Annotated in this window: 7 protein-coding genes, 1 tRNA gene and 1 pseudogene; 6 read left to right on the top strand and 3 right to left on the bottom strand. The window is 68.5% G+C overall.

The genetic code is table 11. The features are described from left to right. Nucleotides 1-39 precede the first annotated feature (39 nt). Nucleotides 40-882, bottom strand: a complete 843-nt coding sequence (locus H1A17_RS11465; protein ID WP_194821833.1) for a hypothetical protein — start codon at nt 880-882, stop codon at nt 40-42. An 853-nt stretch (nt 883-1,735) separates the two neighbouring features. Between H1A17_RS11465 and murF the strand changes: the two genes are divergently transcribed. Continuing rightward, a complete protein-coding gene (murF, locus tag H1A17_RS11470; RefSeq protein ID WP_194821834.1) occupies nt 1,736-3,121 on the top strand; it encodes a UDP-N-acetylmuramoyl-tripeptide--D-alanyl-D-alanine ligase in 1,386 nt (461 codons plus the stop codon). 3 nt (nt 3,122-3,124) lie between these two features. Here murF and murC read toward each other — a convergent pair whose 3' ends face one another. Continuing rightward, the gene (murC, locus tag H1A17_RS11475) at nt 3,125-4,570 is read right to left on the bottom strand and encodes a UDP-N-acetylmuramate--L-alanine ligase (protein WP_194821835.1); all 1,446 of its coding nucleotides are present in this window, start codon (nt 4,568-4,570) and stop codon (nt 3,125-3,127) included. Nucleotides 4,571-5,123: 553 nt separating this feature from the next. Between murC and H1A17_RS11480 the strand changes: the two genes are divergently transcribed. The 5 genes and pseudogenes from H1A17_RS11480 (at nt 5,124) to H1A17_RS11500 (ending at nt 10,657) form a co-directional block, all read left to right on the top strand. After that, nucleotides 5,124-6,668: a helix-turn-helix transcriptional regulator gene (locus tag H1A17_RS11480; RefSeq protein ID WP_228543349.1), complete on the top strand. Its 1,545-nt coding sequence runs from the start codon at nt 5,124-5,126 to the stop codon at nt 6,666-6,668. Continuing rightward, nucleotides 6,665-7,546, top strand: coding sequence for a PfkB family carbohydrate kinase (locus tag H1A17_RS11485; protein ID WP_194821837.1), 882 nt, complete (start codon nt 6,665-6,667; stop codon nt 7,544-7,546). The genes H1A17_RS11480 and H1A17_RS11485 overlap by 4 nt, the downstream gene beginning before the upstream one ends. 98 nt (nt 7,547-7,644) lie before the next feature. Beyond that, nucleotides 7,645-9,471, top strand: coding sequence for a prolyl oligopeptidase family serine peptidase (locus H1A17_RS34385; protein WP_309236755.1), 1,827 nt, complete (start codon nt 7,645-7,647; stop codon nt 9,469-9,471). 351 nt (nt 9,472-9,822) lie between these two features. Continuing rightward, nucleotides 9,823-9,895 (top strand) — tRNA-Arg (locus H1A17_RS11495). 151 nt (nt 9,896-10,046) lie between these two features. Then, nucleotides 10,047-10,657, top strand: a pseudogene (locus H1A17_RS11500) (transposase family protein). 413 nt (nt 10,658-11,070) lie between these two features. On the opposite strand, the gene H1A17_RS11505 reads toward H1A17_RS11500, so the two are convergent. Then, nucleotides 11,071-12,126, bottom strand: coding sequence for a DUF3825 domain-containing protein (locus H1A17_RS11505; RefSeq protein ID WP_194821838.1), 1,056 nt, complete (start codon nt 12,124-12,126; stop codon nt 11,071-11,073). Nucleotides 12,127-12,400: the final 274 nt, after the last annotated feature.

A 12,400-nucleotide genomic window follows, 5' to 3' on the forward strand; every position in this document is an offset into this window, starting at 1 on the left:
CCCTCCCGGCCAGGGGGATCTCCGCTCGGGGTGCATCGCTTACTCAGGCGGCGCTGCGGTGGGTGCTGTGGGTTCGACGTGGTGGCTGTCCCATACCCACTGGTCGTCGCCGTGGTCGACCAGGGTGCTGCACCGGTACCGCAGCAGGTCCACGTCCGTGCTCCGGTCCTGGCCGCCGGGATGCGGAGGCGTCGGGTCCAGCGCCGCGTCCGCGTTGTAGACGAGCAGGTCGGCCAGCCGGTAGTCACGGCGGAAGCCGGTACGCCACTGCGAGTTGCTGCCCCAACCGTGCGACGGGTCAGCCACCTGCCGGTACCGCCGCCGCCACGCCCAGTACAACGTCGAGGTCGCGGTGAGCGCGGGATCCAGGTGGTCGGCGCCGGCGCGGACGCTCACGCCGCCGCGCATGAGCAGCAGCGACCCGACGAGACAACCCGGCCACCACTGCCCGGCCAGCACCGGCGGCGCCTGCGGATCGTCCGCTGGCTCGACCTCGACGATCTCGTGCAGGAACGGATGGAACCCTTCCCCGGCTGGCGACGTGCCGCCGATCGCGGCGACGAACCGCCGGTACGCCGAAGCCGGAAGCCAGTCCGTGGGGTCGCCGGGATCGGTGGCGGGCGGCTGGCTGGGCAGGATCAGCAACTCCAGCACCCTGCTCACCGCGTACAACGTCCACAGGTCCTCGTGCGCCAACGCGACGGCGGCCATCCTCGGCTCACCGACCTGCCGCAACGCCGCCAGGATCGACGAGTGGGTGGCAACCCACGGGTCGAGGACGTCCCGATCCCATGCGCTGCCGCTGTAGTCGAGGGTCGGCTCGAACAGACCGAACCTGACCTCCTGCCACGCGCCGTCCGGAAACACCATCTCGGCTCTCACGACCGCCAGTCTCCCGACCGCTCGGAAGCGCGTCGAGCGAGATCCGACCGCCCCACCTCCGCAGGCGGCCGAACCCGCCGACCGGGCTCGATAGAAACACCGGGTAGGGGGTGGACCGGATTCCCGGCTCGACGCATGGGTCCCCACATCAGCGGTCTTGGCGTCCTGGGCTCGATGGGCAAGCCGAGTGGCGGGAACAGGGAGTTGCGCGACGTTCCTCCTGGGCAGGAAGAGGTTCCCTCCCGATCGGGAGGGTGTCTGGACCGGGTGGGGACGGCACGGAGGGCCTGTCAGGGGGTGTGTGCAGCACTGACAGCCCTGGTCAGCACTGTGCCGGGCATGTCCGGCGGTCACGGCTGACGATCCCGGGAACGAGCCGGTGCGCGACCCGGTCGACGCCACCGCCTGACAGTGAGTCCTCAATGCCGCTCGATTCTCGGACGGGAGCGGCATTCGTCGGGCTGCGGCGGAGCTTCTCGACGAGGTCGCCGACGCCGCAGGGGCCCTGGCCCAACACCTCGCGTACGCCGTCATCAGGCGCACTGGACCGCTGACCTTGCTGCTCACCACGCCGAGTCCCCGCCGCCACGTTCATCGTCGCCGGTGGGCAGGCTGGCGGCATGCTGCCAGTCCGAACTGCGGCACGACCACACCAAGGGCAGTCAAGAGGTGCGTTGTCGGAGTTTGTCGGAGTCGAACTCCGACAAACTCCCAACGTCGTCGGTCCGCGAATCGCGAGACGCGGTGCCGGCCTCCCGAGCTGGTGTTTCGGGTGCCAGCTGCGGCCGGCGGCCTGTGTCCGGATCTGCGACTGGTCCATATCCTCGGGCGGTAGGTTCTCGGTGTGCTTGCGATGACTCTGGGAGAGATCGCCGCCGCTGTGGGCGGGACGGTGCGGGACGGGTCTGACGAGGTGACGGTCACGGCGCCTGTGGTGTTCGACAGCCGGCGGGTCGAGCCGGGTGGGATGTTTGTCGCGCTGCCCGGTGAGCGGGTCGACGGCCATGACTACGCCGCGCGGGCGGTGGAGGCGGGCGCGGTGGCGGTTCTGGCGTCCCGGCAGGTGGGTGTCCCCGCTGTCGTCGTCGACGATGTGCCGACCGCGTACGGCCGGCTGGCCCGCATGGTCGTCGACCGCCTGCCGGACACGACGGTGATCGGCGTGACCGGGTCGGTGGGGAAGACGTCGACCAAGGACATCCTGGCGCAGGTGTTGTCGGCGTTCGGGGAGACGGTCGCGAACCGGGCTTCCAACAACAACGAGCTCGGCCTGCCGTACACGGTCACCCGCGCCACCGCCGACACCCGCTACCTGGTGCTGGAGATGGGCGCCCGGGGTGTCGGGCACGTGGCCTACCTGACCCGGCTCGCCCCGCCGTCGGTCAGCGTCGTGACGCGGGTCGGACACGCGCACCTGGGTGAGTTCGGGTCGGTGGAGAACATCGCGCTCGCCAAGGGCGAGATCGTGGAGGCACTGCCCGGCGAGGGCGGGTTGGCGGTGCTCAACGGCGACGATCCGCTCGTGGCCGCCATGGCCACCCGCACCCGGGCAAGGGTCCTCACCTACGGCATCGACGGGCCGGCTGACGTACGGGCCGAGGACGTGACGGTCGACGCGCTGGGCCGCGCGGCGTTCCGACTCGTCCACGAGGGGGAAACCGCGCAGGTGCGGCTGCGCCTGTACGGGCTGCACCAGGCGTCCAACGCGCTGGCCGCCGCCACCGTCGCCCTGGGCCTCGGGCATCCGATTGAGGCGGTGGCCGAGGCGCTGTCGCGGGCCGAAGCGGTGTCACCGGGACGCATGCAGGTCACCACCCGCGCGGACGGGGTGACGATCATCAACGACGCCTACAACGCGGCACCGGATGCCATGCGGGCGGCACTACGGGCCCTGTCGACGATGACCGGTGGGGACCGGCGGGCGGTCGCGGTACTCGGTGAGATGGCCGAACTAGGTGAACACGCCGCCCAGGTGCACCAGGAGATCGGCCGGCAGGTCGTCGAGGTCGGCGCGGGATGGCTGGTCGCGATCGGTGGGGCGGACGCCGCCCACTACGCCGCCGGCGCCGACGGCGGCACGACGGTGGTCGACCGGGCGGCCGACGTGGCGGCGGCGTGGGAGTTGCTGCGTGACGGGCTACGTCCGGGCGACGTCGTCCTGGTCAAGGCCGCCAACAGCGCCGGGCTCCTGACGCTTGCCGACAAGCTTGTCGAGGAGCCCGGCGCCGTCACGGCGTGAAGGTCAGGCGGACAGCAGCACCTCGGACCGGCTGCCGAGGCTGTCCATGATCACCGATCCGTAGCCGGTCACGTCCCCGGTGCCCATCGTCAGCACCACGTCACCCGGCCTCGCCAGCCCGCCCACGAGCCGGCCCACCTGATCCGGGCCGGCGGACATGCGGTAGCGGCCTCCCGGCAGCCGGGCAGCGATGGACGAGACGTCCGCCCGCGAGTGGCCCGGTGGGACGGTGCCGTGCACGTCGAGCAGCAGGACATGGTCGGCCTTGTCGGCCAGGACCTGGCCGATCCACGTGCCGAACGCCAGCACCCGGGCGTGACCGGACGGCTGGAACACCACGATCACCCGTCCACCGGCCAGGGCGCGGGCGGCGTCGAGATCGGCGGCGATCTCGTGCGGGTGATCGGCGTACGAGTCGACCACCGTGACCCCGGCGCGGGTGTCGACGTGCTCGAAGCGCCGACGTACCCCCGGGAAGGAGCCCGCCGCTGCGGCCGCGCCGACGGGATCCAGGCCGAGCGCAGTCGCGCACGCCATGGCGGCCGCCGCGTTGTGCAGGTGGTGCGGTGCCGGGGTCGGCAGGGACAACGTGACCTCACCGCCGTCGGGCATCCGCACCGTGGCCACGCCGGACCACCCGTCGACCCGGGTGTCGGTCAGGCGCACGTCGGCGGAGCGGTCCCGGCCGTACCGCAGCACCGTCACGTCGGGTCGCTCACTCTGGATGACGTCGGCGGCGACGGTGGCGCCGACGCAGTCGGCGTTGACGACGAGGAAGCCGGCGGGCGCGACCCGGCTACCGAAGCCGACGTAGGCGCGCAGGAGCGCGGCGTGGTCGACGAAGTTCTCCGGGTGGTCGTCGGTGACGTTGGTGATCACGGCGATCGACGGGGTGAGGAAGTGGAACGACCGGTCGGACTCGTCCGCCTCGGCCACCAGCAGCCGTGACCGGCCCAGGTGGGCACCGGAACCCGGGCCTGTCAGGTCGGCCCCGATCAGGTACGTGGGATCCCCGCCCAGTGTGCGCAGGAGATGGGCCACGATGGCCGTCGTCGTGGACTTGCCGTGCGATCCGGACACCGCGACGAGCCGGCGGTTCGCCGCGAGGGTGTCGAGCACCTGTGCCCGGTGCACCACCGGGATACCTGCGGCGCGGGCCGCGTCGATCTCCGGAGCGTTGCGGGCCACGGTGGTGTAGACGACGCAGCTCGCCCCGGCGATGTGCCCGGCGTCGTGTCCGACGTGCACCCGCACGCCGACGCTGCGCAGTCCTGCCAGGTTGGACGAGTCGTTCACGTCGCTGCCGCTCACCTCGTGTCCCAGCACGGCCAGGAGGTGAGCCAGGCCGGACATGGCGCTGCCGCCGATGCCCACGAAGTGGGCACGGGACAGATCCACCTCGCCGGTGTAAGCCTCGATCGTCGGGTTAGCAGTGATCGTGTCGGTCATCGGTGCCGTTTCTCCTTCTGCGAAAGCGTGTCGGGCTGGTGCCACGTACCTGATGGGCTGGGCTGTCCGCTCCTTCCGTGAGATGGGTCTTCCTTGCGGCGCGGTCGGGGTCGGCCCCGGGCCACCAACTCGGCCGAGCGGGTTCTGTCCGTGTGTCGGGTGCCGATTGGCCCGGTGGTGACGGGCACTCCGGCTACCTGTGCAGCCCGTTTTGGCGACGACGGCGCGCGAGGTGAGCAGACGACTGGCTGCTTGCGAGCCTGAGAGCGATATATGCCGGCACCGCCGGCCACGATTCAGAGCATTCAGCACTCCCAGTTCTGACATTCGAAAGCTCCACTTCGAGCGCTTGACGACGCCGATCGAACTGATGGCACCGGCTGGGTCAACACGCTGGGCTCGTTATCGCACAGCAACCCATTCGCGGCGCCGCCAGTGGCTTCTCTCGATCCGCTGTGGCAGGATCAGAACACCCGGTCGGCGGGAGTGTCGGCCAGCTCTGACAAACTGCCGACATTTCGAATGACAATTCTGATCACACAACTGGTCGGTGATGTGGATGCTGATTACGCCGGAGCAGGTGACCGAGTCGCAGAAGGCGCTCGGCGCGCAGTTGACCGCGTGGCGGGCAGCCGCAGGCCTGACGCAGGCCAGCCTGGCCGCGCGAATCCGCTACTCCCGAAGCACCGTCGCCAACCTCGAGATCGGCCGGAGCCAGTCACCCGCCAGCTTCTGGCAGCTTGCCGATCAGGCGCTCTCGGCAGACGGCGCGCTCATCGCGCAGCACCGGAAGGTCGCTGAGCTGCAGGCACGGTACCGAGCCCAGAGCGTCTTGGCCCGTGAACAGGCGCGGATGGCCCGGATCGCCGCTGCCCTGCCACCGGTAGCCCGCGATGGCGTTGCTCCACTGTGGAGCTCGCGGCAGCCGGCGGTCGCTGTCGGCACTGCGGCTCACCCTGCAACACCGAGCAATGGTGTCCACGGGATCGCGGACACCATGCCCGACACTGCGGTACCGCTGTCGACTGTTGCCGACATCGTCCTCACACCTGACGAGGAGCACCGTGACGGCGTCGCCACGGCTACCCTTGAGGTCATGTCCGACGGGCAGGCGATGTCATTCCGGGTCACCCGGCGGACACTGCTGGAACTCGCCGCCGGTCTCACCGCCCTGAAGGCTGCCGGCCCTGCTGGAGCGGCCCGCCCGACAGCCGTCGACCCCGCTGTCGTGGACCACTTCGCCGAACTCCGCGCCCTCCTGGTGCAGGCCGACGACAAGCTGGGCGGCCGCACCATCCTGGCTACCGTCGAGCAGCAGATCACGCAGATCGCCGCCCTCCGTCGACAGGCCCGAGGGCAGCTTCGCGACCGGCTTCTGAGCACCGAGGCCCGTTGGAGCGAGTTCGGCGGCTGGCTCAGCGACGACCTCGGCGACCGTACAGCCGGGGACCGCTGGCTCGACCGCGCGTCCGGCATGGCTCAGGAGGCCGACGATCGGGAATTCAGCTCCTACGTGCTGGCACGCAGGGCGCAACGTATGGTCGGCACCGGTGACGACGACCGCGTCGTCGGACTGGCCCGCGCCGCCTCCCGCTGCCACGACGTGCCCCCGCTCGTCCACGCCTTCGCCGCCGTGCAGGAAGCACACGGCAGCACCCTCGACAACGACACCGCCGGCTTCCAGACCGCGATCGAGCGCGCCCAGACGCTCGTCGCGACCGGTTCGGCCATCGACGACGAGCACGCACTCGGGTCCTTCTGCACACCGCCGTACCTGGCCGCCCAGGAGGGCGAGGGATGGCTCCGCCTCAACCAACCACACCGGGCCATCACCAGCTTCACCACCGCCGTCAACCACTGGCCTGACCGCTATCGGCGCGAACGCGGCATGTACCTCTCCCGGACAGCACACGCCTACCTGGCCGCCGCCGAACCGGAGCAGGCCGCGACCACCGCCGACGAAGCGCTGACCCTGGCCACCACGACCGGCTCAGCACGCGTCCACCGTGACATTCTCGCCCTGGCTCGGCAGCTCAAGCCCTTCTCCCAGCACCCGCAGGTCCGGGAACTCCTCGACCGGGTCGCCGTCACCGGATGACCGACCACCAGCCCGACGAGATGTCCCCATCGCCACCACAGGTGATCGTCGTCGGCCGAGCCAACATCGACATCACCGTCCGGATCCCCCGACGACCACAGCCGGGACGCACGACATTCGCCTCGGCACCCGCCACCACCACAGCCGGCGGCAAGAGCCTCAACCAGGCCAGGGCCGCTGCCGGCGCAGGTGCCCGGACCACCCTGGTCGCCAACGCCGGCACCGACGACTGGGGCACCTTCCTGCGACGCGCCCTCACCGACGCGGGCGTCGACGTGTCGTTCTTCCAGCTCATACCATCGGCGCCGACCGGCGTGGCGATCGTGGAAGTCACCCCCGACGCCGAGAACCACATCGTCCTCGCACTGTCTCCTGCGACAGAACTCACCGCTCGACAGGTACGCGACGCGCTACGGCGACTGCACGCACCAACCGTGCTCACCCAACTCGACCTTCCACCCGACGCCGTCGACGCCGTCCTCCAGCACCACCGGGCCGAGACACTCATTGGCAACCTCGTACCGCACCCCACGCTCGGGTCAGCCGTGCTCACCGCCCTCGACCTCTTCGTCTGCAACGAACACGAGGCCGCCGCGATCCTCGGCCGGCACCACGTCGAGCCGACGATCGCGGCTCAGAAGCTTCGTGAGCTGGGACCACGGGTAGCCGTGGTGACCGCAGGCGCCCGCGGTGCTGCCTACAGCACCGCCGAACACACCAAGCTGGTCCCCGCACCACACGTCCACGCCACCGACACCACCGGCGCAGGCGACCAATTCCTCGGCACCCTCGCTGCCCGACTCACCCAGAACACCCCGCTGGGACAAGCCGTCGCCGACGCGGTCTCCGGTGCGACGGCAGTGGTAACTGGCGGCTGAGAGCCGAGACCGGCCGGCGGCCTTGCCGATGCCCGGACCGTTTGGCGAGCCGGCTGTAGTCCGGCCTGCTGGGAGTTGTTCGAGGAGGACACGTGAGGGTGGCGGGCAGGACCGATGAAGTGTCGGTCGACGACGCCGTCCGCGCCTCGGTGAGCTACGACCAGCTACGTGCCGGTGACGATGGCGTGTATTGGCTGGAGACCCGTCCCGACGCGGACCAGGGGACGACGGTGACGGGCTGGCGGGCAAGCGATGGCAAGGATGATGTCAGTCCGAAGAACTTCGATGTCGGCAGCGGAGCGCACGCGTACGGGGGCGGATCGTTCGTTGTCGCCGAGGGAACGTTGTGGTGCGTCGGCGGAGATCGCCTTTACCGGAGGCGCCTGGATGGCGACGAACTCGAATTGGTCGGTCACGGGTGCTTCGGTGATCTGACGATCGGTAACGGCGAGTTGCTGGCCGTGCGGGAGTCGGAGCAGGGTGACCAGCTCGTGGCGGTGCCCCTCACCGGCGCTCCGCGGATGCGGACTCTGGTCTCGTCCCCGGCGTTTCTCGGCGCGCCTCGGCCAGGCCCGGGTCGGTTGGCGTGGACCGCTTGGAGCGAGCACGACATGCCGTGGGATGCCTGCGAGGTGTGGACCGCCGCCTACTCGCCGCACGGTGAGGTCGAGAATCCCGTGAAGCTGGCCGGTGGTCCGGGGGAATCGGCGGTAGAGCCGCGATGGGGACCCGACGGAGCGTTGTACTTCGTGTCGGACCGCAGTGGTTGGTGGAACCTCTACCGGTGGGACCGCCTCACGGTGGAGGCGGTGGCACCGATCGCGGGCGAATGCGCTGCAGAGCCCTGGGAGTTGGGCTACGCGTCGTACGGCTTCCTCAACGACGGTCGGATCGTCGCGGTTGTGCAGGAGGGGCCGCGACACCGCCTTGTCGTCATCGAGCCCGACGGCACTGTCCGTCCGGTCGACCTGCCGTACACGTCGATCAAGCCGTACCTCGCCCTCCGAGGGACGACGGTGGCGTTGATCGGTTCGTCGCCGACCGCAGCCCCGCAGGTCGCACTCGTAGACGTGGCTGACATCGATCCCGCTCAGGTGGAGGTGCTCGCCAGCCCGGAACATGCCGCGCTCGACGGCGTGCGGGTATCCACGCCGACGGAGCTCCGCGTACGGGTGGCCGGTGGCCGGGAGGTCATTGCCCTGGTGTACGCGCCGACGAACTCGACTGCGGACTGGCTCGCACCAGTGATCGTTCGCGCGCATCCCGGGCCTACCGCCTCGTGTCTGCTGCGCCTGGACTGGCAGGCGCAGTTCTTCACCAGTCGTGGGTTCGCCATCGTTGACGTCGACTACCTAGGTAGCACCGGGTACGGCCGGACGTTCCGGAAGTCGCTCCACGGACGGTGGGGCCTGGACGACGTCGACGACTGCGCTGCTGTGGCGGTGCACCTGCTATCGGCGGGGCGGGCGTTGCCGGGGCAGGTGTTCATCCGCGGTGCCAGCGCCGGCGGATACACCGCTCTGCAAGCGGTGGCACAGGACGGCCCGTTCGCCGCCGCCACCGCCGTGTCGGCGATCGTGGATCCTGACCGGTGGGCGCAGACGGTGCCCCGGTTCCAGCAGGCGCACGCGATGCGGCTACGCGGGGGCGCAGGTGCGGTCCGTGCCGCCGAGATCCAACGGCCGGTGCTGCTCATCCACGGCACCGCTGACGAGGTGGCCGAAGCCGATGATGTGCAAGAACTCGCCGAGGAGTTGACGTCTCTCGGCATGGCACCCAAGGTGTTGCTTCTTCCTGATGTCGGCCACTATGTGGCATCGTCCCGTCGAGCGGGCGCGGTATTGGAGGCGGAGCTGGCCCACTACCTCTCGGTACTGACGGATGCCGCCAATGATCAACAGGGGTTATACAGCGGCCAGCGGTAGCCAATGGAGACGCGAGCGCCATGTACGCGGCCGGGATTTGGTGGGGTGCCGGTCGAGGTTCCTGGGGCGAGCGCTCCGTGCTCCTTCCGTGAGGACTGCCGCAGTGGGTATGAAGGCGAGGCACTAGTTGATCTTCGATGATGTGCGCGACGTGTGCTCGCCAGCAGATGCCAACCCGGGTCAACCGGTACCAACGCGGGTCACCGCAGCCGCTCGTGGTCGCAAACGGGGGTTCGTGTGCTCGAGCTGTGGTCCTGGGCTGGGCGAACACGGGTCCTGGCGCTGTGGGTGGACGTGGGCCACTCCCTGCCACCCCAGGTGAACCCGCAGGTCGCTAGACTAGGCGCTCGCGCCCTCGTAGCTCAGGGGATAGAGCATCGGTTTCCTAAACCGTGTGTCGCAGGTTCGAATCCTGCCGGGGGCACTAGTATTAGGTGCTGACCAGGGAAAACTCCATCCTGGCATAGATGGTCGGCTATGAAAATTTGAATCACCCCCCGAGAACCCCCCAGCAACGTAGGTGGGCAACCAGGTTCGGCAGCCCAAAGGACGTCTCGGAACTCGGTCGGTGGGCCATGGTGGGTCATGTCCGGGTGTGGGTGATCAGCGCGGCTCGCTCGGAGCGGATCTTCCGGTTCACCGGGCTGCAGCCTGCCCAGTTCCGCAGACTGGTCCGGTTGGTCGCCGAGCGTGGTGGTGACGCGATCGCTGATGGGCGGCCGGGCCGGCAGTGGTCGCTCGACCTGGCCGATCGGGTGTTGCTGGTGGCCACGTACTGGCGTAAAAACCTGACGATGCGGCAGATCGGCCCCCTGTTCGGGGTGTCGCACTCCGCCGCGCACCGGGTCATCGACACCCTCGGCCCGCTGCTCGCCCTCACCCCGGGACGTCGGCGCAGAATCGACCAGATCACCATCGTCGACGGCACCCTCGTCCCGACCCGCGACCACCGCCTGGCCGCCCCGAGCAAGAACTACCCGTACCGCAAACCCACCGACGGCAGCGAACTACCCGACTGGAAAAAGACCTGAACAAGCAACACCGCACCGTCCGCGCCCAAGTCGAACACACCCTGGCCCGCATGAAGACCTTCAAGATCCTCCGCGATTACCGCCGCGCCGCCCACACATTGACCGACACCGCATCCGGCATCGCCCACCTCCACAACATCATCCTCACCGGGTGATACCAGCCCGGTGCCCAGCAACGCCTTCACCGAGTTACGAGACGTCCTTTAGGTGACCGCGATGTGCGTCGTTAGTGACTGCCGATGTGGCGGACCGCCGGCAGGTAGATGTGCCCTGCTGGCCCGAGCCTGCCAGGACGGCCATGTCCGTCCTGGCAGGTTGACCTTCGCCCATGCGACGGCGTGGTCGGCTTTGACGAGCAGCGCCTGTTCGAGGTCGGCTTGCAGATGGGTCCGGGGCCGGTGGTCCAGGCTTTTTGTCTTGACCCACCGGGCGCATGGTTTAGCAGCAAGAAGGGCAGCCAACGTCGCTATGGTCGGGTACCGGCCCGAGCAATGACGCCGGTAGTGCTGGCACCATCACTCGGAACTGGCCAGACCCAGCGGCGAGGGCTGTCCCGCGTGATGTGGACCTAGCCTTCGAGGCCCTGTGCTGTCTCTACGACGTCAGCCCCTGCTGGCTGCAGCCAGTCGCTGTCGGGGCGGGCAAGGAGTCGAGCGTTGCTGTAGGCCATGCCAACCGTGAGCACGGTGTTGCCGCGGTAGTGCTCGCCATGTCGTGAAACGACGAGCGCCAGGTCGACGACGTTTGGCCCGGTAAGCGAGATTGGCAGGAGGAGTTGAACTTTGTTGGCGGCCGGGTACCACATTGGGATCGCTGCCTTGTAGTTGCGGCGCACTCGCTTCTTAGCTCGTTCAACGGCGGCATCTAGCCGGAGTTCGAGGCCGTAGGAGTCGTCCCGCAGGGCAACAGGAAAACGGTCCAGGTTGTCCTCGACGACGTGGCGTAGGTCGACCTTCAAGTCTCGGCGCCAATCGTAGTAGTAGTCTGCGGGGTCGTCGGTGTATGTAACGTAATCTGGGGGGTGAGGAAAGTGTTCCAGCACATCCCGGTCGCTCTCCACTCGCCACGACCGGAAATACCAGGGTTGGAGGTCTTCGTTCCGGTTGCGTTCGAAGAGCCCGTAGACCGCCTCTTGTCGGTTGGTCACGAGGCCCGTGTTGAACGCGCTGAACCGCTGATCGGGGCTCGTCAAGACTTTAGCTTGCTGGTGCGCCCGCTCAAAGGTCCATTCGATGTAGTTTCGCAGAATACGCCTCTCTCCGACGTAGCGTGGGTCGCGCCCATCCCAGTCTTCGTCTTCGGCTAGGTCCTCCAGACGGTCGAAGAGATCGGGATCGCCTTCTCCTGTCCGGCGTTGCTCTGACCCGCGAAGGCGACCGAGGTATGCGTGTGCGTATAGGGCGCGCTCGCCCACTCTCGGCCGGGGAACGGCAGAGGCCCCACCTGATGATCCTGCAACGAGGTTTTGCCTGAGGCCGACAAGGTCTGCAGGGGTGAATGAGGGGCGTCCGTTCGACATCGCTTGCCTTCTCCTTTTGAGCGGGGTCAGATCATCCCTGCTGTTGCTGATATCAGCAAGGGCCGGTGCTGTCAGATTTCCGGTAGCGCGGGCTAGCTGATCCACAGCGTGAGCCCCTCCGAGGCGGGTGTCGAGTGTTGTGAATCTGCTTGTGACGTAACGGATCGTGACGGCCGCGCGGAAAATCTCCAGGGCGCGCCGAGCAGTCAAGTGAGCAGCCGAAGTGGCGAACAGGAGCGGACAACCACGGACTACAGATCTTGAATGGTCAGGTTGTGTCGGGTTCGAGGGTCAGGCCGGTGTGGGCGAGGAAGCTGTCGAGTAGGTCGGTGCGGTACTGGATGCTCTTGAGTCGGTGTTTGATGATCGCCTGGAGGTG

Origin of the sequence: Micromonospora sp. S-DT3-3-22, assembly GCF_015354745.1 — a bacterium.
Taxonomy (GTDB): Bacteria; Actinomycetota; Actinomycetes; order Mycobacteriales; family Micromonosporaceae; genus Micromonospora; species Micromonospora wenchangensis.

What these genes read in the sequence shown, in the direction of transcription:
- murF (WP_194821834.1), top strand. Translation starts at nt 1,736, where the DNA reads ATGACTCTGGGAGAGATCGCCGCCGCTGTGGGCGGGACGGTGCGGGAC.
- murC (WP_194821835.1), bottom strand. Translation starts at nt 4,570, where the DNA reads ATGACCGACACGATCACTGCTAACCCGACGATCGAGGCTTACACCGGC.
- H1A17_RS11480 (WP_228543349.1), top strand. Translation starts at nt 5,124, where the DNA reads ATGTGGATGCTGATTACGCCGGAGCAGGTGACCGAGTCGCAGAAGGCG.
- H1A17_RS11485 (WP_194821837.1), top strand. Translation starts at nt 6,665, where the DNA reads ATGACCGACCACCAGCCCGACGAGATGTCCCCATCGCCACCACAGGTG.